Genomic DNA, 24,208 nt, shown 5'->3' on the forward strand with positions numbered 1-24,208 from the left:
ACTCCAGCCCCTTTGCCCGAAATCACGCCGGGCTTGCAGCACGGCACGCTCGTCCTCGTGCGCGGCATCGGCTCGACCGTTGCGCTACAATCGCGCCCTCGTGTTTCACACTGCTACAGGAACATCCATGCCGGTCTCTTTCGTTCACCTGCGCGTTCACTCCGAATTCTCCCTGGTCGATGGTCTGGTGCGGGTCAAGCCGCTGGCCAAGGCGCTGGGCGAGATGAACATGCCGGCGGTAGCGATTACCGATCAGAGCAACATGTGTTCGCTGGTCAAGTTCTATAAATCGGCCATGGGCGCTGGAATCAAGCCGATCTGTGGCGCCGACCTGTGGCTGGCCGGCACCACGGCCGATGCGCCGCTGTCGCGCATCTGCCTGCTGGCCATGAATCCCGAAGGTTATCGCAACCTCACCGAGCTGATTTCCCGTGGTTGGGTCGAGGGGCAGCGCAATGGCCTGGTGATCATCCAACGCGATTGGATCGCGCCGGCCAGCGCCGGCCTGATAGGCCTGTCGGCCGCGCGTGAGGGCGATATCGGCATGGCCCTGCTGGCCGGGCGCCAGGCCGAGGCCGAGGCACTGCTGCGCGACTGGATGCAGATGTTCCCCGAGCGCTTCTATGTGGAGGTGCAGCGCACCGGTCGTCCGAACGAGGAAGAGTACCTGCACGCCGCGGTCGCTTTGGCCGATCAGCTGGGCGCGCCGCTGGTGGCGACCAACGATGTGCGCTTTCTCAAGCAGTCGGACTTCGATGCCCATGAAACCCGCGTGTGTATCGGTGAGGGCTGGACCCTCGACGATCCGCGCCGGCCTCGTCACTACAGCGACGAGCAGTACCTCAAAAGCGCCGAACAGATGGCCGAGCTGTTCAGCGATCTGCCCGACGCCATTGCCAATACCGTCGAGATCGCCAAGCGCTGCAACATCCAGGTGCAGTTGGGCAAGGCGTTCCTGCCAGATTTCCCGACCCCCAATGGCATGGGCATCGACGATTACCTGCGCCATGTGTCCCACGAAGGCCTCGAAGAGCGCTTGGCGGTGCTTTGGCCGAAGGCCACCACACCCAACTATGACGAGAAACGCCAGGTCTACCTCGACCGGCTGAAGTTCGAACTGGACATCATCATCCAGATGGGCTTTCCCGGTTACTTCCTGATCGTCATGGACTTCATCAAGTGGGCGAAGAACAACGGCGTGCCGGTTGGTCCCGGTCGAGGCTCGGGTGCCGGCTCGCTGGTGGCCTACGTGCTGAAGATCACCGACCTCGACCCGCTGGCCTACGACCTGCTGTTCGAGCGCTTCCTCAACCCCGAGCGGGTATCGATGCCCGACTTCGACGTCGACTTCTGCATGGATGGTCGCGACCGGGTCATCGAGTACGTCGCCGACGCCTACGGGCGCAACGCCGTCAGCCAGATCATCACCTTCGGCACCATGGCTGCCAAGGCGGTGGTGCGTGACGTGGCAAGGGTTCAGGGCAAGTCCTACGGCCTGGCCGACCGCCTGTCGAAGATGATTCCCTTCGAAGTGGGCATGACCCTGGAAAAAGCCTTCGAGCAAGAGGAAATCCTGCGCGACTTCCTCAAGAGCGACGAAGAAGCCAAGGAAATCTGGGACATGGCCCTCAAGCTCGAGGGCGTTACCCGCGGTACCGGCAAGCATGCCGGTGGTGTGGTCATCGCGCCGACCAAACTCACCGACTTCTCGCCGGTGGCCTGTGATGAAGAAGGCGGTGGCCTGGTCACTCAGTTCGACAAGGACGACGTCGAGGCTGCAGGCCTGGTCAAGTTCGACTTCCTCGGCCTGCGTACCCTGACCATCATCAAGTGGGCGATGGAAACCATCAACCGCGAGCAGGCCAAGATGGACCTGCCCGACCTGAACATCGACTTCATCCCGCTGGACGACCGCAAGACCTACGAGCTGTTGCAGAAGGCCGAGACCACTGCGGTGTTCCAGCTCGAATCGCGTGGCATGAAAGAGCTGATCAAGAAGCTCAAGCCCGACTGCCTCGAAGACCTCATCGCCCTTGTAGCGCTGTTCCGTCCTGGCCCGTTGCAGTCGGGCATGGTCGATGACTTCATCAACCGTAAGCACGGCCGTGCCGAGCTGGCCTACCCGCATCCTGATTACCAGTACGACGGCCTGCAGCCGGTGCTGGCACCGACCTACGGCATCATCCTGTACCAGGAACAGGTGATGCAGATCGCCCAAGTCATGGCCGGCTACACCCTGGGTGAAGCCGACATGCTGCGCCGCGCCATGGGCAAGAAGAAGCCCGAGGAAATGGCCAAGCAGCGCGGCGGTTTCATCGAAGGGTGCAGCAGGAACAATATCGAAGCGGATCTTGCAGGCAACATCTTCGACCTGGTAGAGAAATTCGCAGGTTACGGCTTCAACAAGTCGCACTCTGCCGCCTACGGACTGGTGTCGTACCAGACTGCCTGGCTCAAGACTCACCACCCGGCACCGTTCATGGCCGCGGTACTGTCGGCGGACATGCACAACACCGACAAGGTCGTGGTACTGATCGAAGAGGTGCGCAGCATGAAGCTGCGCCTCGACGCGCCGGATGTGAACAGCTCGGAGTTCAAGTTCACCGTCAACGACGATGGCCGTATCGTCTATGGCCTGGGCGCCATCAAAGGGGTGGGCGAGGGGCCGGTGGAGGCCATCGTCGAAGCTCGCGCAGAAGGTGGCCCGTTCAAGGACCTGTTCGATTTCTGCGAGCGGGTCGACCTCAAGCGCATCAACAAACGCACCCTCGACGCGCTGATTCGAAGCGGCGCACTGGACCGTCTGGGTCCGCACTTTCACGACGAGATCAAGGCTTACCACGCCAGCATCGACATCAACCGCGCAGTGCTGGTGTCGGCGCTGGAAGAGGCGATCAAGTCGGCCGAGCAGACCGCGCGCACCGCGCAGAGCGGCCATGTCGACCTGTTCGGCGGGGTGTTCGTCGAGCAGGATGCCGACGTCTACGCCAATCATCGCAAAGCCCGCGAGCTGACCCTCAAGGAACGCCTGCGCGGTGAGAAAGACACGCTGGGCCTGTACCTGACCGGTCACCCGATCGATGAGTACGAGAGCGAAATTCGCCGCTTCGCGCGCCAGCGCATCATCGACCTCAAGCCCTCGCGTGAGGTGCAGACCGTAGCCGGGATGATCATTGCCCTGCGCGTGATGAAGAACAAGAAAGGCGACAAGATGGGCTTCGTCACCCTCGACGACCGTTCCGGGCGTATCGAGGCTTCGTTGTTCGCCGACGCCTTCATGGCCGCGCAGGCTCTGCTGCAGACCGACGCCATGGTGGTGATCGAAGGCGAGGTCAGCCACGATGATTTCTCTGGCGGCCTGCGCCTGCGGGTCAAGCAGGTGATGACCATGGAAGATGCCCGTACCCGGCTTGCCGAAAGTCTGCGCCTGAAGATTACCCAGGACGCGCTCAAGGGCGACCGGCTGAGCTGGCTGGGCGAGCTGATCACCCGTCATCGCGGCGGTTGCCCGATCACCCTGGAGTACACCGGCAGCGACGCCAGGGCCATGTTGCAGTTCGGCGAGCAGTGGTGCATCGACCCAGCAGACGGACTGATTCAGACCCTGCGTGACCAGTTCGGACGTGAGAACGTCTTCCTGCAATATCGTTGAACCGACCAATTAAACTCGACCTCAACGCGCCTGATCCCTTAAGGTATGGCGCCAAACGGATCAACCGGCCGGCCGCCTGGCCGTAGACCCAAGACGGATGCTTATGAACCCGAATTTCCTTGATTTCGAACAGCCGATTGCCGACCTGCAAGCCAAGATCGAAGGCCTGCGCCTGGTTGGCAACGACAATTCGCTGAACATCAGCGATGAAATTGCCCGTCTGGAAGACAAGAGCAACAGCCTCACCGAAAGCATCTTCGGTAATCTGACCAGCTGGCAGATCGCGCGCCTGGCGCGTCATCCCCGTCGTCCCTACACCCTCGATTACCTCGAGCACATCTTCACCGAATTCGAAGAGCTGCATGGCGATCGCCACTTCTCCGATGACGCTGCCATCGTCGGCGGTACCGCGCGTCTGGATGGCAAGCCAGTGATGGTCATCGGTCATCAGAAAGGCCGTGAAGTGCGTGAGAAGGTGCGTCGCAACTTCGGCATGCCGCGTCCGGAAGGCTACCGCAAGGCGTGCCGCCTGATGGAAATGGCCGAACGCTTCAAAATGCCGATCCTGACCTTCATCGACACCCCGGGTGCCTACCCGGGTATCGACGCCGAGGAACGCAACCAGAGCGAAGCCATCGCCTGGAACCTGCGGGTCATGGCGCGCCTGAAGACGCCGATCATCGCCACCGTGATTGGCGAGGGCGGTTCGGGCGGTGCACTGGCCATCGGCGTGTGCGACCAGCTGAACATGCTGCAGTACTCCACCTACTCGGTGATTTCTCCGGAAGGCTGTGCGTCGATCCTGTGGAAAACCGCCGACAAGGCTGCCGATGCGGCCGAGGCCATGGGCATTACGGCCGAACGCCTGAAAAGCCTGAACATCGTCGACAAGGTCATCAGTGAACCGCTGGGTGGTGCTCACCGTGACCCGGCGTTGATGGCAGAACGCGTGCGCCAGAGCCTGGTCGAGCAGCTCGACGAACTGAACACCTTCGACCATGACGCGCTGCTGGCTCGCCGCTACGAGCGTCTGATGAGCTACGGTCTGTAATCACCGCCTCACCCGCCTGGGGCTGCGTTGCGCCTGCGGCGCGGCCCCAGCAAGCAGGGCACCATGTTCGATCTTCCCTCCCTGTTCAGTCCCTGGCTGAATGCCCGTCGCTGGTACGTCGCCCTGTCAGGCGGTCTGGATTCCAGCGTTCTGCTGCACCTGCTGCACACGCTCTCACACGCTCAGCCCATACCGCCGCTTTGCGCAGTGCACATTCAGCATGGTCTGCAAGCGATTGCCGATACCTGGCCGCAGCATTGCCGCGAGGTGTGCGAGTCGTTGGGGGTCGAGTTACACGTGATCGAGGTGCAGGTGCCGGCCGGCGCCAGCGTCGAGCAGGCGGCTCGCAACGCGCGCTACGGCGCGTTCACCGCATTGCTGGAAGAGGGCGACGTACTGTTTACCGGTCAGCATCAGGATGACCAGGCCGAAACCCTGCTGTTGCGCCTGATGCGCGGTGCTGGCCTGCGCGGTCTTACCGGCATGCCGGTGCAGCGTCCACTTGGGCGAGGGCAGTTGGTTCGGCCGTTGCTGTCGACGTCCCGCCAGCAGTTGCTGACTTACGCCCAAGGGCATGGACTGGCGTGGGTCGAGGATCCTTCCAATGAAGATTCGCAGTTCGCCCGCAACTACCTGCGCGGCGCAGTGATGCCGCTGCTCCAGCAGCGCTGGCCGCAGAGCAGTCGGCGCCTGGCACGCAGCGCGGGGCATCTGAGCGAGGCACTGAGCGTGCTCGATGAGGTGGCCGACGATGACTTGCACGCCGCTCGCGGTGAAGCCGCTTTCCCCTGGTTGAACCTCGATTCGCTCGAGCTGCGGGCGCTCGGTCGACTGTCGCCGGCGCGCCAGCGCAACGCCTTGCAGCGCTGGCTGAGTACGCGGACTCGCCTGCCCGACACTCGCCACTGGGCCGGCTGGGATGACCTGCGCGATGCCGCTGCCGATGCCCAGCCCTTGTGGCCGCTCACCGACGGTGTATTGCAGCGTAGTCAGGGCCGGGTCTGGTGGTTGAGCGGGGAGTGGTTGCAGCGGCCAAGCGCTGCGCAGACCTGGGATGATCCGACGCGGCCGTTGCCATTGCCGGGCAATGGCCGACTGAGCCTCTCGGGCCGGTGTCCGGAAGGTCCACTGCGGGTGGCCTATCGACAGGGCGGGGAGGTGCTCGAGGTGCCGGGTCGTGGCCGCCGCGACCTCAAGCGCCTGCTCAATGAAACCCATCTGCCGCACTTCGTTCGCCAGCGCCTGCCCCTGGTCTGGCAGGGTGATCGACTGCTGGCAGTGGCCAATCTGCCGGCACTTGGCACAAGCGACCTGCAACTGCTGTGGCAGCCGCCGACCTGCGCGCAAGGTTTGAGCTGATGTGGACATTCCGGTAGACTACCCTCCCTTCTTTGATACAACTTCTGTGGCTTCTTCGAAAACGCAGCAGTTGCCGATTACCAAGCAGTTTTTTGCTGAGCTGATTTCTGAAAATGACAAGCGAGCTCCATGCCGGGGTTACCCCGGTCTGTACAGACGCGGCAGTTTTTCGAGATGCACTGTGATTGACGCAGGTGATCGGGGGCTTCGGCCTTCCTTCGCTTTCTCCGGCGGCGCTGGCCGCTTTAACGCAGACTTCTAGGGTTTTTCATGACGCGCTACATATTCGTCACGGGCGGTGTTGTTTCTTCATTGGGGAAAGGCATTGCCTCGGCTTCCCTGGCGGCCATCCTGGAAGCGCGGGGACTCAAGGTCACCATGCTCAAGCTGGACCCGTACATCAACGTCGATCCAGGCACCATGAGCCCGTTCCAGCATGGTGAAGTGTTCGTCACCCAGGATGGCGCCGAGACCGACCTCGACCTGGGTCACTACGAGCGGTTCATCCGCACTACCATGACCCAGAACAACAACTTCACCACCGGCCGTGTGTACGAACACGTGCTGCGCAAAGAGCGCCGTGGTGATTACCTGGGCGCGACCATCCAGGTCATTCCGCACATCACCGACGAAATCAAGCGGCGCATCATCAAGGGTGCCGGCGATGCCGACGTGGCCCTGGTGGAAATCGGCGGTACGGTCGGTGACATCGAGTCGCAACCGTTCCTCGAGGCCATCCGCCAACTGCGTGTCGAAGTCGGCTCCAAGCGCGCCATGCTCATGCACCTGACCCTGGTGCCGTACATCGCAACTGCCGGCGAAACCAAGACCAAGCCTACCCAGCACTCGGTCAAGGAACTGCGCTCCATCGGTCTGCAGCCTGACGTGCTGATCTGCCGCTCCGATCACCCGGTCGATGCTTCGTCGCGGCGCAAGATCGCCCTGTTCACCAACGTCGAAGAGCGTGCGGTGATTTCCCTGGAAGACGTCGACACCATCTACAAGATCCCGGGTGTGCTGCATGCCCAGGGTCTGGACGACTTCGTCACCGAGCGCTTCGGCCTGCAGTGCAACAGCGCCGACCTGTCCGAGTGGGACAAAGTGGTCGACGCCAAGCTCAACCCCGAGCGTGAAGTCACCATCGCCATGGTCGGCAAGTACATGGAACTGCTCGATGCCTACAAGTCGCTGATCGAAGCGATGAGCCATGCCGGCATCCAGAACCGCACCAAGGTCAACCTGCGCTACATCGACTCCGAAGACATCGAGAATCAGGGCACCAGCCTGCTGGAAGGCGCTGATGCCATTCTGGTGCCGGGCGGCTTCGGTCTGCGCGGTGTGGAAGGCAAGATCCAGGCGGTGCAGTTCGCCCGCGAAAACAAGGTTCCGTACCTGGGTATCTGCCTGGGCATGCAGGTGGCAGTCATCGAGTTCGCCCGCAACGTGCTGGGCTGGAAAGATGCCAACTCCACCGAGTTCGACCGCAACAGCGGCCATCCGGTGGTGGGGCTGATCACCGAGTGGGCCGACAACACCGGCGCTGTCGAAACCCGCACCGAAGCCTCCGACCTGGGCGGCACCATGCGTCTGGGTGCCCAGGAGTGCCAACTGGTCTCCAGCTCCAAGGTTCACGATTGCTATGGCAAGGACGTGATCGTCGAGCGTCACCGTCACCGCTACGAGGTCAACAACGTTCTGTTGCCGCAAATGGTCGAGGCGGGTCTGGTGATTTCCGGTCGCTCAGGTGATGGCGCCCTGGTCGAAGTGGTCGAGTCCAAGGACCACCCGTGGTTCGTCGCCTGCCAGTTCCACCCGGAGTTCACCTCGACCCCGCGTGATGGTCACCCGCTGTTCAGCGGTTTCGTCAAGGCGGCACTGGCGCACAAAGACAAGGCCTGAGTCGATCCGGTGGGGGTGGTGAGCCATCCCCACCGGGCGAGTTCTGCTGCGTCCAGCTCGCAGGCTGGCGCACATGAAAGATTTCCGACGGTAGAAACCACATGCTGCGTGTTTCTCCGGTACAGTACCGCCCGTTCTTGCGCTGACCCCTCGGTCAGTGGATCGCCGGCACCAGGCCTGCCGCTGCATCACCCGCCTGGCCCATGGCCGAAATTTCCTAGCTGCGTTGTTTTCGTCAATTCTGGAGTGCTTAGAACAATGGCAAAAATCGTCGACATCAAAGGTCGTGAAGTTCTCGATTCTCGTGGCAACCCCACCGTGGAAGCCGACGTACTGCTCGACAACGGCATCATCGGCAGCGCCTGCGCGCCGTCCGGTGCTTCCACCGGCTCGCGCGAAGCGCTGGAGCTGCGTGATGGCGACAAGAGCCGTTACCTTGGCAAAGGCGTGCTGAAGGCCGTCGCCAACATCAATGGCCCGATCCGCGAGCTGCTCCTGGGCAAGGACCCGTCCGACCAGAAAGCCCTCGACCGCGCCATGATCGAACTCGATGGCACCGAGAACAAGGCATCGCTGGGCGCTAACGCCATCCTCGCGGTGTCCCTGGCCGCGGCCAAGGCGGCTGCGCAGGATCAGGACCTGCCGCTCTACGCACACATCGCCAACCTCAACGGCACCCCAGGCCAGTACTCCATGCCCGTGCCGATGATGAACATCATCAACGGCGGCGAGCACGCTGATAACAACGTCGACATCCAGGAATTCATGGTGCAGCCAGTCGGCGCCAAGACCTTCTCCGATGGCCTGCGCATGGGCACCGAAATCTTCCATCACCTCAAGGCGGTTCTGAAGGCTCGCGGCCTGAACACTGCCGTGGGCGATGAAGGTGGTTTCGCGCCGAACCTGGCCTCCAACGAAGACGCCCTGGGCGCCATCGCTGAAGCTGTGGAAAAAGCCGGCTACAAACTGGGTACCGACGTCACCCTGGCGCTGGACTGCGCGGCGTCCGAGTTCTACGAAGACGGCAAGTACAACCTGTCGGGTGAAGGCAAGTCGTTCGACGCCGAAGGTTTCGCCGACTACCTCAAGGGCCTGACCGAGCGTTTCCCGATCATCTCCATCGAAGACGGTCTGGACGAATCCGACTGGGCAGGCTGGAAGATCCTCACCGACAAGATCGGCGAGAAGGTGCAACTGGTCGGCGACGACCTGTTCGTCACCAACACCAAGATCCTCAAGGAAGGCATCGACAAGGGCATCGGTAACTCGATCCTGATCAAGTTCAACCAGATCGGCTCGCTGACCGAGACCCTGGAAGCCATCCAGATGGCCAAGGCTGCCGGCTACACCGCGGTGATCTCGCACCGTTCCGGTGAAACCGAAGATTCGACCATCGCCGACCTGGCCGTGGGTACCGCCGCCGGCCAGATCAAGACTGGCTCGCTGTGCCGTTCCGATCGGGTGTCCAAGTACAACCAACTGCTGCGCATCGAAGAGCAACTGGGTGCCAAAGCGGTTTACCGCGGTCGCGACGAGTTTCGCGGTTGAGCAAGAAGTGGTAAAAGAGGCGGCAACCGAGCGTGCCTGACGTTTTTTCGAGCGATCAGGCACTCATACGGGTTTCTGTCAACGAAGCCTGGCCTTGGCCAGGCTTCGTGCTATCTGAAGCATGCGTCCGCAGCCTTTCGAATCCCTGGATACCTTGATGCGCAGTCCTTACTGGTTGTTCCTCGTTCTGCTCCTGCTGCTGGCCGGCCTGCAGTACCGCCTGTGGGTAGGCAACGGCAGCCTTGCCCAGGTCGCCGAGCTCAAGCAGCAGATCGACGACCAGCACGCCGAGAACGAGCGGCTGCTCGAGCGAAACCGCGTCCTGGACGCTGAGGTGCTGGAACTGAAAAAGGGCATGGAGACCGTCGAAGAGCGGGCTCGGCATGAGCTGGGGATGGTCAAGGAGGGTGAGACCCTCTACCAGTTGCCGCAGAAATGAGCACCCTGATGCCGGCCTTCTGGGCCGTGATTCCTGCGGCGGGCGTGGGCGCGCGGATGGCCGCCGATAGACCCAAGCAATACTTGCAGTTGGGCACTCGCACCCTGATCGAACATACCCTCGACTGTTTTCTCGACCACCCTCAGCTCAAAGGGGTGGTGGTGAGCGTTGCTGAAGACGACCCATTCTGGCCAAACCTGGGCTGCGCCCGCGACCCTCGGGTGCAGCGCGCGACTGGCGGTCAGGAACGCGCCGACTCGGTGCTCAATGCCCTGTTGCTGCTGCACGCCGAGGGCGCTGCGGACGATGACTGGGTGCTGGTCCACGATGCCGCACGGCCCAATCTTGCCCGCGATGATCTGGATAAATTACTCGCTGAGCTGGCCGACGATACGGTCGGCGGACTGCTTGCCGTGCCGGTCAAAGACACCCTCAAACGCGCCGATGCGCAGGGAAGGGTCAGTGCCACGATCGATCGCAGCACGGTCTGGCAGGCTTACACCCCGCAGATGTTCCGCCTCGGCATGCTGCACCGGGCGCTGGCCGAGTGCCTGGTATCCGATGTGAAGGTGACCGATGAATCGTCTGCCATCGAATGGGCCGGGCACGCGCCGCGGTTGGTCGAGGGGCGCAGCGACAACCTCAAGGTGACCCGGCCCGAGGATCTGGAATGGTTGCGCCAACGCTGGGCGTGCCGGCGCTGAGCAAGCAGCGGGCGAGTCGTCAGCCCTGGCGATACTCTGGCAATTCGGCCAGACCCTCTTTCAGGTAATCCACCAGGCGCCGTACCTTCGGTGACAGATGCCGTTGCTGCGGATACAGCGCCCACACTGCAGTGTTGGGCGGTTGATGGGCGTGCAGCAGCGAGACCAGCGCGCCACTGCGCAGGTGTTCCAGCACGTAGTAGTCAGGCAACTGGGCGAGCCCCATGCCTTGCAACGTGGCATCGAGCACCGCCTGGCCGCTGTTGCAGCGCCAGTTGCCCTGCACGCGCTGACTCAGTTCGCGACCTTCCTGTTGCAGCACCCAGATGTCCGAACTGCCGATCAGGCAATTGTGCCGCGCCAACTCCGACAAACTGTGCGGTCGCCCGTAGTGTTCCAGGTAGGCCGGCGAGGCGCAGACGTACATGCGCCGCGGCGCCAGGCGGCTGGCCACCAGCCGTGAGTCCTGCAGGCGACCCAGGCGAATGGCCAGGTCCATGCCTTCATGGAGCAGATCGAGCGTGCTGTTGCTCAGCTCAACCTCGATCCGCAATTGCGGATAGTGCGCCATGAAGCGCGTCACCAAGGGCACGATGAAGCGCTCGCCATAGGCCACCGCGCAGGTCATGCGTAACAGGCCCTTGGGTTCGCTGGCCAGATCGCCCATGGCCCGCAACGCTTCTTCCCGACCATCCTGCAAACGCTGGCAATGATGCAGGAAGGTCTGTCCGGCCTCGCTCAGCGTCACCCGGCGGGTACTGCGATACAGCAGGCGCGTCTGCAAGCGTTCCTCGAGCCGGGCGATCTGCCGACTCACATGGGATGAAGACACCCCCAGGCGCTCGGCGGCGGCGGTGAACTGCCCGGACTCGGCCACCGCCACGAACTCATCGATGCCTTCCCAGCGACTGCTCATGGATTATCCCTGTACAGCAAGAATGTTTTGTTTGGGGTCGGATTATTCATCAAAGCCAGGTGAATTACACTCCGGGGCTGAACTGACCCCTCCCTGGAGAGCTTTTTGATGATCAAGTCCCGCGCTGCCGTAGCCTTCGAAGCCAAGAAACCCCTTGAGATCGTCGAAGTCGACGTGGCCATGCCCAAGGCTGGCGAAGTGCTGTTGCGGGTAGTCGCCAGCGGCGTCTGCCATACCGATGCCTACACCCTCTCGGGCGCTGATCCGGAAGGTATCTTCCCCTCGATCCTTGGCCACGAAGGCGGCGCCATCGTTGAAGCCATTGGCGAGGGCGTGACCTCGGTGGCCGTCGGCGACCACGTCATCCCGCTGTACACCCCTGAATGTGGCCAGTGCAAATTCTGCCGCTCGGGCAAGACCAACCTGTGCCAGGCCATTCGCGCCACCCAGGGCAAGGGTCTGATGCCTGACGGCACCACTCGCTTCTCCTACAAAGGTCAGCAGTTGTTCCACTACATGGGCACCTCGACCTTCTCCGAGTACACCGTGCTGCCGGAAATCTCCGTGGCGAAGATTCAGAAAGAGGCGCCGCTTGAGAAGGTTTGCCTGCTCGGCTGTGGCGTGACCACCGGCATCGGCGCGGTCCTCAATACTGCCAAGGTCAAGCCGGGTGACACCGTTGCCGTATTTGGCCTGGGCGGCATTGGCCTGTCGGCGATCATCGGCGCGGTCAAGGCCAAGGCCTCGCGCATCATCGCCATCGACATCAATCCGGCCAAGTTCGAAATCGCCAAGCAGCTCGGCGCCACCGACTGCATCAACCCCAAGGAATACGACCGTCCGATTCAGGAAGTCATCGTCGACCTCACCGACGGCGGTGTGGACTTCTCCTTCGAGTGCATCGGCAACGTGCAACTGATGCGTGCGGCGCTGGAGTGCTGCCACAAGGGCTGGGGTGAGTCGGTGATCATCGGCGTCGCCGGTGCCGGCCAGGAAATCGCTACCCGCCCGTTCCAGCTGGTGACCGGCCGCGTCTGGCGCGGTTCGGCGTTCGGCGGCGTGCGTGGGCGCAGCGAGCTGCCAAGCTACGTCGAGATGTCCGAGAAGGGCGAGATTCCACTGGACACCTTCATCACCCACACCATGGGTCTGGAAGACATCAACAAGGCTTTTGACCTGATGCATGAGGGCAAGAGCATCCGTAGCGTGATCCACTTCTGAGGTCTGCCATGAGCCTGGAAAACATCTCCTGTCAGAAAAGTTTCGGCGGCTGGCACAAGCGCTATCGGCACAGCTCCAAGGTGCTCGGTTGCGACATGGTGTTCGCGGTCTATCTGCCGCCACAGGCCGAGCAGGGCGTGAAACTGCCCGTGCTGTACTGGCTCAGCGGCCTGACTTGCACCGACGAAAACTTCATGCAGAAGGCCGGCGCCCAGCGCCTGGCTGCCGAGCTGGGCCTGATCATCGTCGCACCGGACACCAGTCCGCGTGGCGATCAGGTGCCGGGTGATCCGGACAACGCCTGGGATTTCGGCAAAGGCGCAGGTTTCTACGTCAATGCCACCCAGCAGCCGTGGGCGCAGCACTACCGCATGCACGACTATGTGGTCGATGAACTGCCGGCGCTGATCGAGGCGCACTTCCCTGCGTCGGAGCAGCGCAGCATCAGCGGCCACTCCATGGGGGGGCATGGTGCGTTGGTCTGCGCCTTGCGCAATCCTGGGCGCTACCGGTCGGTGTCGGCGTTCTCGCCAATCAGCAACCCGATGGATTGCCCATGGGGCGAGAAGGCACTGTCGCGGTATCTGGGTGAAGACCGTGCACGCTGGCGTGAGTGGGATGCCAGCGTGTTGCTGGCCGAGACCCCGTCCGGGCAGTGCCCGGCGCTGCTGGTCGACCAGGGCGATCGCGATGATTTCCTCGACAACCAGCTCAAGCCCCATGCCCTGGAGCAGGCCGCGCGTAAAGGCGGGCACAGCCTGACCTTGCGCCTGCAACCGGGCTATGACCACAGCTACTTCTTCATCGCCAGCTTCATCGATGAGCACCTGCGCCATCACGCCGTGGCCCTGGGCCGCGTCTGAGTGCAGAGGGTCTAGGGTCTGCTAGACCTACACCACTGCAAAGCAGGTAGAATCACGCCCTGACTCAATCAGGGCGTTTTTCTATGCGTATTGGCCATGGCTACGATGTGCACCGTTTCACCGACGGCGACTTCATCACCTTGGGTGGGGTAAAGATCGCCCACCGCTTCGGATTGCTGGCGCACTCGGACGGCGATGTGCTGTTGCACGCGCTGAGCGACGCCTTGCTCGGCGCGGCTGCACTGGGCGATATCGGCAAGCATTTCCCCGATACCGACCCGCAATTCAAGGGCGCCGATAGTCGTGTGCTGTTGCGCCATGTGCTGAAGATCGTGCATGCCAAGGGCTGGAGGGTCGGCAATGTTGACGCCACCATCGTCGCCCAGGCACCGAAGATGGCGCCGCATATCGAAGCCATGCGCCAATGCATCGCCGCCGACCTGCAGGTCGAGCTTGACCAGGTCAACGTCAAGGCCACTACCTCGGAAAAACTGGGCTTCACCGGGCGTGAGGAGGGCATCGCCGTGCACGCGGTCGCCCTGTTGCTGTCGGCATGACGGAGCTCGAACTGCTGGGCCCACGCGCAACCGGCGAGGCTCTCGGCACGGCGGTGCTCAAGGCCGTGGCCGAGGATTTTCAGGTCGATGAGGTACTCGACATTCCGCTTTCCGGGCAGGGCGAGCACCTGTGGCTGTGGGTGGAAAAGCGCGACCTCAATACCGAAGAAGCCGCTCGCCGGCTGGCCCGCGCCGCAGGCGTGCCGGTCAGGTCGATCAGCTATGCCGGCCTCAAGGACCGTCAGGCGCTGACCCGTCAGTGGTTTAGCCTGCACTTGCCGGGCAAGGCCGATCCCGACCTTTCGCGCGCGCAAGACCAGACCCTGCGCATCCTCAAGCAAATTCGTCATCAGCGTAAATTGCAGCGCGGCGCCCACGCGGCCAATGGTTTTACCTTGCGCCTGACTGCACTTCAGGCCGATCGTCAGGCCCTCGATGCACGCCTTGAGCTGCTCAAGGCGCAAGGCGTGCCGAACTACTTCGGTGCCCAGCGCTTCGGCTTTGCCGGCGGCAATGTCCATGACGCCCTGGACTGGGCGCAGCGTCAGGCGCTGCCTGAACAGCGCAATGTCCGTTCGCGGCTGCTCTCGGCTGCGCGCAGCTATCTGTTCAATCAGGTGCTTGCGGCGCGCGTAGCCGACGGTACCTGGCAGCAGGCCCAAGTGGGTGACCTGCTGGCTTTCACCGATAGCCGCAGCTTTTTCGTGGCCGGCGAGGCCGAATGCGTCGATCCGCGCCTGGCGATTCTCGACCTGCATCCCTCCGGCCCGTTGTGGGGCATGGGCGACACACCGGCCGGCGGCGCCGCTGCAACGCTCGAGCAGACCACCGCCGAGGCGCACAGCGCGCTGTGCCAGTGGCTGGCGCGTGCGGGCATGGATCACGAACGGCGTATCCTGCGACTCCCTATTGGCCGCTTGACGTGGCATTATCCCGAGCCTGATAGCCTGCAAATGGAATTCGTCCTGCCGGCCGGATGCTTCGCCACCGTCGTGGTGCGTGAACTTGTCGATCTGGTGCCAGCGGGGCAGACGGACAGCCCATGCGTATTCTGATTTCCAACGACGACGGTGTAACCGCACCGGGCCTGGCGGCGCTGCATGCTGCGCTGGCCGATTATGCCCAATGCGCGGTCATCGCTCCTGAGCAAGACAAAAGCGGTGCCGGCAGTTCGCTGACGCTAGACCGGCCGCTGCATCCGCAACGTCTGGCCAATGGCTTCATCAGCCTCAACGGCACCCCGACCGACTGCGTGCACCTGGGTCTGAACGGGCTGCTGGAGCACACCCCGGACATGGTGGTGTCGGGTATCAACCTGGGTGCCAACCTGGGTGACGACGTGCTGTACTCCGGCACTGTCGCAGCGGCCCTGGAGGGGCGCTTCCTCGGCGGTACATCGCTGGCGTTCTCTCTGCTGTCGCGCCAGCCCGACAATCTGCCGTGCGCGGCCTACATCGCCCGTCGCCTCGTCGAAGCGCAGGCGCGTCTGAGCCTGCCTGCGCGTACCGTGCTCAACGTCAACATCCCCAACCTGCCGCTCGATCACATCCGCGGGATTCGTCTGACCCGTCTGGGTCACCGTGCGCGGGCCGCGGCACCGACCAAGGTGGTCAACCCGCGTGGCAAGGAGGGCTACTGGATCGCAGTGGCCGGCGATGCCGAGGATGGCGGCCCGGGCACCGACTTCCATGCCGTGATGCAGGGTTATGTGTCGATCACGCCATTGCAGCTCGATCGCACCTTCAGTGAGGCGTTCGAACCGCTGGAAGGCTGGTTGGAGGGCGTGCTCTGATGCGCGAGCAGGATGATCTGATGCGCCGTGGAATCGGCATGACGTCCCAGCGCACCCGCGAGCGCCTGATCCAGCGCCTGAGCGAAGAGGGCGTCAGCAACCCCAAGGTGCTCGAAGTGATCCGCCGCACGCCGCGTCATCTGTTCGTCGACGAGGCGCTGGCGCATCGCGCCTATGAAGACACCGCGCTACCCATCGGCCACAACCAGACCATCTCGCAGCCGTATATGGTCGCGCACATGAGCGAGGTGTTGTTACAGGACGGCCCGCTGGACAAAGTGATGGAGATAGGCACCGGTTCGGGCTACCAGACGGCGATTCTCGCTCAGTTGGTCGAGCGTGTGTTCTCGGTCGAGCGCATCAAGAGCCTGCAGGACCGCGCCAAGGAACGCCTTGTCGAGCTGAACTTGCGCAATGTGGTTTTCCGCTGGGGCGATGGCTGCGAAGGCTGGCCTGCGCTGGCGCCGTATAACGGCATCATCGTCACGGCAGTTGCCAGTGAGGTGCCCCAGGCACTGCTCGATCAGCTGGCACCGGGCGGACGTCTGGTGATACCGGTAGGGCCGGCGGGCGAGGTGCAGCAGTTGCTGCTGATTGTCCGTGAAGAGCACGGTTTCACACGCACCGTACTGGGCAGCGTACGCTTCGTTCCATTGGTCAATGGTCCGATAGCCTGAGTGCGGCGACAGGATTTTTTCCCATACAGGCGAATTCTCGACGGACCATCCTGTCTATCTGGCGTGTAGCTGCCAGACTAGGCTCGGGAAACGCCTGAAATCGTACGTGGCCTATGTCCGAAGCCCAGGATTCGACTGGGCAAAACAACAATCGCAACATCATTGCCTGTGTTTCGGCATTTCATTTTGGCAGCGTGAGGGGAGCGGCGGGTGGTTGACACAGTCATGCGGCAGCGCAAGGAACGGGCGGGATTCAAATTTCTGGTGATTGCGCTGGCCATGGGGACGTTGCTCGCCGGTTGTTCCAGCACCAGTTCCAACAGTGCGCGCGTGGTCGATCGCAACAGTGCTGCGCCCGCCAAGCGTCCGGCCGTGACTACCGGGCAATACCTCGTCAAGCCTGGCGACACCCTGTTCTCCATCGCCTTCCGCTACGGCTGGGACTACAAGGAGCTGGCTGCGCGCAACGGCATCGCCGCCCCGTACACCATCCGCCCCGGGCAGGCGATTCGCTTCAGCAGTGGCGCTGGCAACACCACCGTGGTGACCAGTCCGTCGTCGTCCAGCAAAACCACGGTCACCCGCCGTCCGGCAGGTGCCGCAGGCCCAGCGCCGACCGTCACCAAGACGACGTCTACGCCATCTTCAAGCACCACGACGACGGTCACTCAGGTGCCTGCGGCAGAGCGCACCTCGGGCGGCTGGATGTGGCCGGCAAATGGCGTGGTGATCGGCAAATTCGCTTCAAACGGTAGTTTGAATAAAGGCATTGATATCGCCGGTGATTTGGGACAGCCTGTTTTTGCTGCGTCCAGTGGTTCGGTTGTTTACGCCGGTAGTGGTCTGCGCGGCTACGGTGAACTGATCATCATCAAGCATAACGATACCTACGTCAGCGCCTACGGTCACAACCGCAGGCTTTTGGTTCGGGAAGGGCAGCAGGTCAAGGCTGGGCAGACGATTGCTGAAATGGGCTCAACGGGTACCGACCGTGTGAAACTGCATTTTGAAATTCGCCGTCAGGGCAAACCCGTCGATCCGCTACAGTTCCTGCCACGCCGTTGATTGTTGTACCCGGCCTGTTCCTTGGAGATCAAAAGGGGACAGGCTCCAGTGCTACCAGGGATAAAGGTGGTGCTCGAGTCTGAGTTCGAACTCAGCAAAGGACTATAACAATGGCTCTCAGTAAAGAAGTGCCGAGGTTTGACATCGACGATGACGTACTCCTCATGGAGACCGGCATCGTTTTGGAAACGGATGTGGTGTCAGACGAACCTGTTGTATCTGCGGTTCGGACCAAGTCGAAACAGAGCGCAACGCTCAAGCATCACAAGTACATCGATTACAGCCGGGCGCTCGACGCCACCCAGCTGTACCTGAATGAAATCGGTTTCTCGCCCTTGCTCACCCCCGAAGAAGAAGTCCATTTTGCGCGTCTGTCGCAGAAAGGTGATCCGGCTGGGCGCAAGCGCATGATCGAAAGCAACCTGCGGCTGGTGGTCAAGATCGCCCGGCGCTATGTCAATCGCGGGCTGTCACTGCTCGATCTCATCGAGGAAGGTAACCTCGGCCTGATCCGCGCTGTCGAGAAGTTCGACCCCGAACGCGGCTTCCGTTTCTCGACCTACGCCACCTGGTGGATTCGTCAGACCATCGAACGGGCGATCATGAATCAGACCCGTACGATTCGCCTGCCCATCCATGTGGTCAAAGAGCTCAATGTCTACCTCCGAGCAGCCCGTGAGTTGACCCAGAAGCTCGATCACGAACCCTCTGCGGAAGAAATCGCCGCCCTGCTGGAAAAGCCGGTAGCCGAAGTCAAACGCATGCTCGGTCTCAACGAGCGCGTGTCTTCCGTCGATGTATCGCTGGGCCCTGATTCCGACAAGACCCTGCTCGATACCCTCACCGATGATCGTCCAACCGACCCCTGTGATCTGCTGCAGGACGACGACCTGTCGCGCAGCATCGATCAATGGCTCGGTGAGCTGACGGAAAAGCAGCGTGAAGTGGTGATCCGCCGCTTTGGCTTGCGAGGTCACGAGAGCAGCACCCTTGAGGATGTCGGTCTGGAGATCGGCCTGACCCGTGAGCGCGTGCGGCAGATTCAGGTCGAGGGACTCAAGCGTCTGCGTGAGATTCTCGAGAAGAACGGACTCTCCAGCGAATCGCTATTTCAGTAAGAGCCTAGCGCAGGAAACAAAGCCCCGATTCGTTCGGGGCTTTTCATTGCCCTGCAAAACGTCTGGAGCGCATCCGCTTGCAGGCATTGCGTGTAAGCATTTTCCTAGGCGTTCTGTAAGTCGTTGAAGGCTATTGAGGTCAATTGCTGTCGTCGAATAATGGGGAAATTTACTAACCTACTGAATTAAATAGGTTTTTCAGATGTGTTTTTGTGTGTCGCCCGTATTGTTTTGAGAGGTAAGGCCCATTGTGCCGACGCATGGAAACGGTACTATCTGCCCTGTGTCTACGGACAGACACGGGCTCTTACGGACGAAGGCCAAGGACGTCGCGGGATGCGACTCATCAGGATGATGAACGGGAATACAGGGAAAATGGAGAAAATGTGGGCGGGTAACTCCGCCCCTTTTTTTGCTCTGCAGAAACTGAAAAAGGCCCTTGCGGGCCTTTTTTCGTATCAGGTACGTCTCAGCGTTCCAGGTCGCTGATCTTGCCAGTCTTGCCATCCCAGTCGGCCGCATCCGGCAGGGCATCTTTCTTCTCGGTGATGTTGGGCCAGATCTCTGCCAGCTCGGCATTGAGCTCGATGAAGTTCTCCATGCCAGCAGGAATTTCATCTTCCGAGAAGATGGCCTGGGCAGGGCACTCAGGCTCGCACAGCGCGCAGTCGATGCACTCGTCAGGGTGAATGACCAGGAAGTTCGGGCCTTCGTAGAAGCAGTCCACCGGGCAGACCTCTACGCAATCGGTGTACTTGCACTTGATGCAGTTGTCGGTGACGACGAAGGACATTTCTAATTCTCTCCTCAGGCGACGGCAGCTTGCCCTTTTCCGCAGGGCAGCACGGTTCACGGAACATGGCCGCAGGCCAGGCTAATAACCTGCGGCACTCGCAAACCGCGCCGGATTCTACCAGCTTGCGCGGCGCAGCGTTATAACAGGTTTTTAAGTTGATATAGCATTTCGATAGCTTGACGCGGGGTGGTGTTATCCAGGTCCAGCTTGCCCAGTTTGTCGATAGCCGGGTGCGGGAGGCTAGCGAACAGGTCGCTCTGGTGCGGCGTCTGCACTTTGGCCGCTGGGGAGGCGGCGGGCGCTTCCTGGGGCAGACTGGCTGTTTCCAGTCGGCCGAGGTGCTCGCGCGCTCGCTGGATGACCTGTCCGGGTACTCCCGCCAACTGAGCTACCGCCAGGCCGTAGCTCTGACTCGCCGGGCCTGGCAACACATGGTGGAGAAAGACGATCCGCTCATTGTGCTCGGTGGCGTTGAGGTGGACGTTGGCCACCAAAGGCTCGCTTTCCGGCAGCACCGTCAGTTCGAAATAGTGCGTGGCGAACAGGGTGTAGGCGCGCAGCTGCGCCAGGCGCTCGGCCGCCGCCCAGGCCAAAGACAGGCCGTCGAAGGTACTGGTGCCGCGTCCCACTTCGTCCATCAGTACCAAGCTGCGGTCGGTAGCATTGTGCAGGATATTGGCGGTTTCGCTCATCTCGACCATGAAGGTAGAGCGTCCACCTGCCAGGTCATCGCTGGAACCGATGCGGGTGAAAATACGATCCACCAGCGACAGCTCGCAACTGGCTGCGGGCACGAAGCTGCCGATATGCGCCATCAGCACGATCAGCGCAGTCTGGCGCATGTAGGTCGACTTACCGCCCATGTTCGGGCCGGTGATGATCAACATGCGCGTGCTGTCGTCGAGGCTGAGGTCATTGGCCACGAATGGCGTGGTCAGGACCTGCTCGACCACCGGGTGACGGCCTTGGTCGATGCGCAGACACGGCTCGTCGACGAAGCTTGGGCAGTTCAGGTCGAGGTTCAGCGCGCGCTCGGCCAGGTTGCTCAGCACATCCACCTCGGCCAGGGCCGCGGCGCTGTCCTGCAGGGGTGCAAGGTGTCCGATCAGGGTTTCCAGCAGCGTTTCATACAGCTGCTTTTCCCGCGCCAGAGCACGGCTCTTGGCCGACAGCGCCTTGTCTTCGAAGGCCTTGAGCTCCGGGGTGATGAAGCGCTCGGCGCCTTTGAGGGTCTGCCTGCGGATGTAATCACCGGGGGCCTGTTCGGCCTGCTTGCTCGGCAGTTCGATGAAGTAGCCATGCACCCGGTTGTAGCCGACCTTGAGGTTGGCCAGGCCGGTACGGGCTTTCTCCCGTGCTTCGAGGTCGATCAGGAATTGTCCGGCGTTCTCGCTGATGGCCAGCAGATCGTCCAGTTCACTGTCGTAACCCACCTTCAACACGCCACCGTCGCGGATCACCGCGGGTGGGTTGTCGATGATGGCCCGCTCCAGCAGGCTCGCCAGCTCGGGATAGGTGCCGGTGATGGCGGCCAGTCGCGCCAGATGCGGCGCTTCCAGCTCGGACAAGGCATTTTGCAGTTCTGGCAGCGCGCCCAGGGCATCGCGCAGGCGCGCCAGATCACGCGGCCGCGCATTGCGCAGGCCGATACGCGCCAGAATGCGCTCGATGTCACCGATTTCCTTGAGCTGCGGCTGCAGCTTTTCGAAGCGGAAACCATCGAGCAGGCAGCGAATGGAGTCTTGCCGCGCCTTGAGCACCTTGGGATCGCGTAGCGGGCGGTTCAGCCAGCGCGACAGCAAGCGGCTGGCCATGGCGGTCTGGCAGCGGTCGATCACCGACTGCAGGGTATTGTCACGGCCACCTGCGAGGTTGACGTCCAGCTCCAGATTGCGCCGGCTGGCACCATCGAGAATCACCGTGTCGTCCAGCCGTTCGTGGCGCAGGCTGCGCAAGTGCGGCAGGGTGGTGCGCTGGGTTTCCTTGGCGTACGCCAGCAGGCAACCGGCAGCGCCGATGGCCAGGGTCAGCTTGTCGCAGCCAAAGCCCTTGAGGTCTTTGGTCGCGAACTGCTGACACAGGCTCTTGCGCGCCGAATCACGGTCGAAATCCCACGGCGCACGCCGCCGCGCGCCGCGGCGCTTTTCTGCCGGCAAGCCTTGTGGCCAGTCGTCGGGGAACAGCAGTTCGACCGGGTTGATCCGCTCGAGCTCGGCCAGCAGGTTTTCCCAGCCCTTGATCTCCTGGACCGTGAAGCTGCCGCTGGTGATATCCAGCACCGCCAGACCGAACAGGCGCTCATCGCCGAGCAAGGCCGCGATCAGGTTGTCGCGGCGCTCGTCGAGCAATGCTTCGTCGCTGACCGTGCCGGGGGTGATGATACGCACCACCTGACGCTCGACCGGGCCCTTGCTGGTCGCAGGGTCGCCTATCTGCTCGCAGATCACCACCGACTCGCCCAGCTTGACCAGTTTGGCCAGATACCCTTCTACCGAGTGGAAGGGAATGCCGCACATGGGAATCGACTGACCCGCCGACTGGCCTCGAGCTGTCAGCGTGATGTCCAGCAATTTGGCAGCCTTCTTCGCATCCTCATAGAAGATCTCGTAGAAGTCGCCCATGCGATAGAACATCAGCTGGTCCGGGTGCTGGTTTTTCAGCTTCCAGTACTGTTGCATCATCGGGGTGTGTGCGGAGAGGTCAGACATTCAAGGGCCTTGCAGCGGTGATTCGGTGGGCTTGGATGAAGGCCGCGAATGTTACAGACTTTTCGCGCCGGGTGCAGGGACGTGGCGGTGCAGGGTACGACCCGCCAGCGGCTGCAACCAAGCCAGGCTGCGCTTGTCTGACCCTGCAGGAGTGGTAGGGTAGGTCGATTTCCTTCAGGAGCATGGCCGTGAATTGCATCACGTCACTGAGCGCGCGTCTGGGTGAGCACCTGCAACGCTTGAATGCTCAGGTCGCAACCGCCGAATCCTGCACCGGCGGCGGTATCGCCGAGGCGATCACGCGCGTGCCCGGCAGCTCGGCATGGTTCGAGGCCGGCTATGTCACGTATTCCAATCAGCAGAAAACCCGTCAGCTGGGCGTACCGGCAGCGTTGTTCGAGCAGGTCGGTGCGGTCAGTCAGGAGGTCGTCGAAGCCATGGTACGCGGTGCCCAGGCCGCGAGCGGTGCGCGCTTCGCCGTTGCGGTGAGCGGTGTTGCAGGCCCCGGCGGCGGCTCGCCGAGCAAGCCGGTCGGTACGGTGTGGCTGGCCTGGGGTGATGGCGCTCGGGTACACAGTCAACGACACCAGTTCGCCGGTGACCGCGACGCTGTGCGCGAACAGTCCGTGCGTGCAGCGCTAGACGGCTTGTTACAGCTTGGCGCCGAGTAAATTGCAGGCAGGGGTATGCGCAACTGCATCCCTGTGAAATAATACTGGCTACTTATACAGTGTATGGCCATCAGGGCCAGTCGATCACGTGAGGATTTCAATGGACGACAACAAGAAGCGCGCCTTGGCTGCGGCCCTGGGTCAAATCGAACGTCAGTTTGGCAAAGGCGCGGTCATGCGCATGGGCGACCATGAGCGTCAACGCATTCCCGCCATTTCCACCGGCTCGCTGGGCCTGGATATCGCGCTGGGCATCGGCGGCCTGCCAAAGGGCCGTATCGTCGAGATCTACGGTCCGGAGTCTTCGGGTAAAACCACGCTGACCCTGTCGGTGATTGCCGAAGCACAAAAGGCCGGTGCCACCTGCGCCTTCGTCGATGCCGAACATGCGCTCGATCCTGAGTATGCCGGCAAGCTGGGCGTCAATGTCGACGACCTGCTGGTCTCGCAGCCCGATACCGGTGAGCAGGCGCTGGAAATCACCGACATGCTGGTGCGCTCCAACGCAGTCGACGTGATCATCGTCGACTCCGTCGCGGCACTGGTGCCCAAGGCCGAAATCGAAGGTGAAATGGGCGACATGCACGTGGGCTTGCAGGCGCGTCTGATGTCCCAGGCCTTGCGCAAGATTACCGGCAACATCAAGAACGCCAACTGTCTGGTGATCTTCATCAACCAGATCCGTATGAAGATCGGCGTCATGTTCGGCAGCCCGGAAACCACCACCGGTGGTAACGCGCTGAAGTTCTACGCGTCGGTCCGTCTGGACATTCGCCGTACCGGCGCAGTCAAGGAAGGCGACGAAGTGGTGGGTAGCGAAACCCGCGTCAAGATCGTCAAGAACAAGGTCTCGCCGCCGTTCCGTCAGGCCGAATTCCAGATTCTCTATGGCAAAGGCATTTATCGAAACGGCGAAATCATCGACTTGGGTGTTGCGCAGGGTCTGGTCGAGAAGTCAGGTGCCTGGTACAGCTACCAGGGCAACAAGATCGGCCAAGGCAAGGCCAACGCTGCCAAGTACCTGGCAGAAAATCCGGCCATTGGCTCGGAAATCGAGAAGCAGATTCGTGACAAGCTGCTCAATGTCAGCGCAGTCGCCGAAGCAGGCAAGGCTGCAGCGCAAACGGCGGATGCCAGCGATGTAGCTGACGCTGAAGCAGGCCTCTGAGCCA

The 24,208-nt window shown here is 62.0% G+C and carries 20 protein-coding genes; 17 read left to right on the top strand and 3 right to left on the bottom strand.

The window, feature by feature from the left end:
* The first annotated feature begins 127 nt into the window (after nucleotides 1-127).
* The 7 genes from dnaE to ispD all read left to right on the top strand — a co-directional run bounded on the left by dnaE (nucleotide 128) and on the right by ispD (nucleotide 10,652).
* Nucleotides 128-3,652, top strand: coding sequence for a DNA polymerase III subunit alpha (gene dnaE, locus LK03_RS10900; protein ID WP_038412351.1), 3,525 nt, complete (start codon nucleotides 128-130; stop codon nucleotides 3,650-3,652).
* A 103-nt stretch (nucleotides 3,653-3,755) separates the two neighbouring features.
* On the top strand, nucleotides 3,756-4,703 hold the full coding sequence (locus tag LK03_RS10905; protein WP_038412352.1) for an acetyl-CoA carboxylase carboxyltransferase subunit alpha: 948 nt from the start codon (nucleotides 3,756-3,758) through the stop codon (nucleotides 4,701-4,703).
* Nucleotides 4,704-4,766: 63 nt separating this feature from the next.
* On the top strand, nucleotides 4,767-6,062 hold the full coding sequence (gene tilS / locus LK03_RS10910) for a tRNA lysidine(34) synthetase TilS (protein ID WP_038414685.1): 1,296 nt from the start codon (nucleotides 4,767-4,769) through the stop codon (nucleotides 6,060-6,062).
* A gap of 270 nt (nucleotides 6,063-6,332) precedes the next feature.
* Complete coding sequence (locus LK03_RS10915) at nucleotides 6,333-7,961, top strand: CTP synthase (protein WP_038412353.1); 1,629 nt, start codon at nucleotides 6,333-6,335, stop codon at nucleotides 7,959-7,961.
* A gap of 258 nt (nucleotides 7,962-8,219) precedes the next feature.
* Nucleotides 8,220-9,509 carry a phosphopyruvate hydratase gene (eno, locus tag LK03_RS10920; protein WP_028696820.1) on the top strand — a complete coding sequence of 430 codons (1,290 nt, stop codon included), beginning with the start codon at nucleotides 8,220-8,222 and terminating at the stop codon, nucleotides 9,507-9,509.
* Between the two features lie 157 nt (nucleotides 9,510-9,666).
* On the top strand, nucleotides 9,667-9,948 hold the full coding sequence (gene ftsB / locus LK03_RS10925; protein WP_028696821.1) for a cell division protein FtsB: 282 nt from the start codon (nucleotides 9,667-9,669) through the stop codon (nucleotides 9,946-9,948).
* Nucleotides 9,945-10,652 (top strand): 2-C-methyl-D-erythritol 4-phosphate cytidylyltransferase, encoded by a 708-nt coding sequence (ispD, locus tag LK03_RS10930; protein WP_038412354.1) that lies wholly within the window; start codon nucleotides 9,945-9,947, stop codon nucleotides 10,650-10,652. Before ftsB ends, ispD begins: the two co-directional genes overlap by 4 nt.
* Nucleotides 10,653-10,671: 19 nt before the next feature.
* On the opposite strand, the gene LK03_RS10935 is transcribed toward ispD, so the two are convergent.
* Entirely contained in the window at nucleotides 10,672-11,568 is an 897-nt protein-coding gene (locus LK03_RS10935) for a LysR family transcriptional regulator (RefSeq protein ID WP_038412355.1), read from the bottom strand.
* 108 nt (nucleotides 11,569-11,676) lie between these two features.
* Here LK03_RS10935 and LK03_RS10940 point away from each other — a divergent pair, with 108 nt between their 5' ends.
* The 8 genes from LK03_RS10940 to rpoS all read left to right on the top strand — a co-directional run bounded on the left by LK03_RS10940 (nucleotide 11,677) and on the right by rpoS (nucleotide 18,861).
* Nucleotides 11,677-12,789 (top strand): S-(hydroxymethyl)glutathione dehydrogenase/class III alcohol dehydrogenase, encoded by a 1,113-nt coding sequence (locus tag LK03_RS10940; protein WP_028696824.1) that lies wholly within the window; start codon nucleotides 11,677-11,679, stop codon nucleotides 12,787-12,789.
* 8 nt (nucleotides 12,790-12,797) lie between these two features.
* Complete coding sequence (gene fghA, locus LK03_RS10945) at nucleotides 12,798-13,652, top strand: S-formylglutathione hydrolase (RefSeq protein WP_038412356.1); 855 nt, start codon at nucleotides 12,798-12,800, stop codon at nucleotides 13,650-13,652.
* 83 nt (nucleotides 13,653-13,735) lie between these two features.
* Nucleotides 13,736-14,209: a 2-C-methyl-D-erythritol 2,4-cyclodiphosphate synthase gene (gene ispF / locus LK03_RS10950; RefSeq protein ID WP_038412357.1), complete on the top strand. Its 474-nt coding sequence runs from the start codon at nucleotides 13,736-13,738 to the stop codon at nucleotides 14,207-14,209.
* The gene (gene truD / locus LK03_RS10955) at nucleotides 14,206-15,264 is read left to right on the top strand and encodes a tRNA pseudouridine(13) synthase TruD (RefSeq protein ID WP_038412358.1); all 1,059 of its coding nucleotides are present in this window, start codon (nucleotides 14,206-14,208) and stop codon (nucleotides 15,262-15,264) included. Before ispF ends, truD begins: the two co-directional genes overlap by 4 nt.
* The gene (gene surE, locus LK03_RS10960; protein ID WP_038412359.1) at nucleotides 15,252-16,001 is read left to right on the top strand and encodes a 5'/3'-nucleotidase SurE; all 750 of its coding nucleotides are present in this window, start codon (nucleotides 15,252-15,254) and stop codon (nucleotides 15,999-16,001) included. The genes truD and surE overlap by 13 nt, the downstream gene beginning before the upstream one ends.
* 38 nt (nucleotides 16,002-16,039) lie before the next feature.
* A complete protein-coding gene (locus LK03_RS10965; RefSeq protein WP_167334517.1) occupies nucleotides 16,040-16,678 on the top strand; it encodes a protein-L-isoaspartate(D-aspartate) O-methyltransferase in 639 nt (212 codons plus the stop codon).
* Between the two features lie 210 nt (nucleotides 16,679-16,888).
* Nucleotides 16,889-17,743: a peptidoglycan DD-metalloendopeptidase family protein gene (locus LK03_RS10970; RefSeq protein WP_156109531.1), complete on the top strand. Its 855-nt coding sequence runs from the start codon at nucleotides 16,889-16,891 to the stop codon at nucleotides 17,741-17,743.
* A gap of 110 nt (nucleotides 17,744-17,853) precedes the next feature.
* Complete coding sequence (gene rpoS / locus LK03_RS10975; RefSeq protein ID WP_038412362.1) at nucleotides 17,854-18,861, top strand: RNA polymerase sigma factor RpoS; 1,008 nt, start codon at nucleotides 17,854-17,856, stop codon at nucleotides 18,859-18,861.
* 469 nt (nucleotides 18,862-19,330) lie between these two features.
* On the opposite strand, the gene fdxA is transcribed toward rpoS, so the two are convergent.
* Entirely contained in the window at nucleotides 19,331-19,654 is a 324-nt protein-coding gene (fdxA, locus tag LK03_RS10980; protein WP_038412363.1) for a ferredoxin FdxA, read from the bottom strand.
* Nucleotides 19,655-19,794: 140 nt separating this feature from the next.
* Nucleotides 19,795-22,365 (bottom strand): DNA mismatch repair protein MutS, encoded by a 2,571-nt coding sequence (gene mutS, locus LK03_RS10985; RefSeq protein ID WP_038412364.1) that lies wholly within the window; start codon nucleotides 22,363-22,365, stop codon nucleotides 19,795-19,797.
* Between the two features lie 182 nt (nucleotides 22,366-22,547).
* Between mutS and LK03_RS10990 the strand changes: the two genes are divergently transcribed.
* The gene (locus LK03_RS10990) at nucleotides 22,548-23,036 is read left to right on the top strand and encodes a CinA family protein (RefSeq protein ID WP_167334493.1); all 489 of its coding nucleotides are present in this window, start codon (nucleotides 22,548-22,550) and stop codon (nucleotides 23,034-23,036) included.
* A 100-nt stretch (nucleotides 23,037-23,136) separates the two neighbouring features.
* Nucleotides 23,137-24,204, top strand: a complete 1,068-nt coding sequence (gene recA, locus LK03_RS10995; RefSeq protein WP_038412365.1) for a recombinase RecA — start codon at nucleotides 23,137-23,139, stop codon at nucleotides 24,202-24,204.
* Nucleotides 24,205-24,208 lie beyond the last annotated feature (4 nt).

The organism is Pseudomonas cremoricolorata, assembly GCF_000759535.1.
In the GTDB taxonomy this organism is placed as follows: Bacteria; Pseudomonadota; Gammaproteobacteria; order Pseudomonadales; family Pseudomonadaceae; genus Aquipseudomonas; species Aquipseudomonas cremoricolorata_A.

Excerpts from the sequence above, each read along its gene's own strand:
- LK03_RS10915 (WP_038412353.1), top strand. The coding sequence starts at position 6,333 with ATGACGCGCTACATATTCGTCACGGGCGGTGTTGTTTCTTCATTGGGG.
- ftsB (WP_028696821.1), top strand. The coding sequence starts at position 9,667 with ATGCGCAGTCCTTACTGGTTGTTCCTCGTTCTGCTCCTGCTGCTGGCC.
- LK03_RS10965 (WP_167334517.1), top strand. The coding sequence starts at position 16,040 with ATGACGTCCCAGCGCACCCGCGAGCGCCTGATCCAGCGCCTGAGCGAA.
- dnaE (WP_038412351.1), top strand. The coding sequence starts at position 128 with ATGCCGGTCTCTTTCGTTCACCTGCGCGTTCACTCCGAATTCTCCCTG.
- ispF (WP_038412357.1), top strand. The coding sequence starts at position 13,736 with ATGCGTATTGGCCATGGCTACGATGTGCACCGTTTCACCGACGGCGAC.
- eno (WP_028696820.1), top strand. The coding sequence starts at position 8,220 with ATGGCAAAAATCGTCGACATCAAAGGTCGTGAAGTTCTCGATTCTCGT.
- rpoS (WP_038412362.1), top strand. The coding sequence starts at position 17,854 with ATGGCTCTCAGTAAAGAAGTGCCGAGGTTTGACATCGACGATGACGTA.
- truD (WP_038412358.1), top strand. The coding sequence starts at position 14,206 with ATGACGGAGCTCGAACTGCTGGGCCCACGCGCAACCGGCGAGGCTCTC.
- surE (WP_038412359.1), top strand. The coding sequence starts at position 15,252 with ATGCGTATTCTGATTTCCAACGACGACGGTGTAACCGCACCGGGCCTG.
- LK03_RS10935 (WP_038412355.1), bottom strand. The coding sequence starts at position 11,568 with ATGAGCAGTCGCTGGGAAGGCATCGATGAGTTCGTGGCGGTGGCCGAG.
- mutS (WP_038412364.1), bottom strand. The coding sequence starts at position 22,365 with ATGTCTGACCTCTCCGCACACACCCCGATGATGCAACAGTACTGGAAG.
- fdxA (WP_038412363.1), bottom strand. The coding sequence starts at position 19,654 with ATGTCCTTCGTCGTCACCGACAACTGCATCAAGTGCAAGTACACCGAT.
- LK03_RS10990 (WP_167334493.1), top strand. The coding sequence starts at position 22,548 with ATGGCCGTGAATTGCATCACGTCACTGAGCGCGCGTCTGGGTGAGCAC.
- recA (WP_038412365.1), top strand. The coding sequence starts at position 23,137 with ATGGACGACAACAAGAAGCGCGCCTTGGCTGCGGCCCTGGGTCAAATC.
- LK03_RS10905 (WP_038412352.1), top strand. The coding sequence starts at position 3,756 with ATGAACCCGAATTTCCTTGATTTCGAACAGCCGATTGCCGACCTGCAA.
- tilS (WP_038414685.1), top strand. The coding sequence starts at position 4,767 with ATGTTCGATCTTCCCTCCCTGTTCAGTCCCTGGCTGAATGCCCGTCGC.
- LK03_RS10940 (WP_028696824.1), top strand. The coding sequence starts at position 11,677 with ATGATCAAGTCCCGCGCTGCCGTAGCCTTCGAAGCCAAGAAACCCCTT.
- ispD (WP_038412354.1), top strand. The coding sequence starts at position 9,945 with ATGAGCACCCTGATGCCGGCCTTCTGGGCCGTGATTCCTGCGGCGGGC.
- fghA (WP_038412356.1), top strand. The coding sequence starts at position 12,798 with ATGAGCCTGGAAAACATCTCCTGTCAGAAAAGTTTCGGCGGCTGGCAC.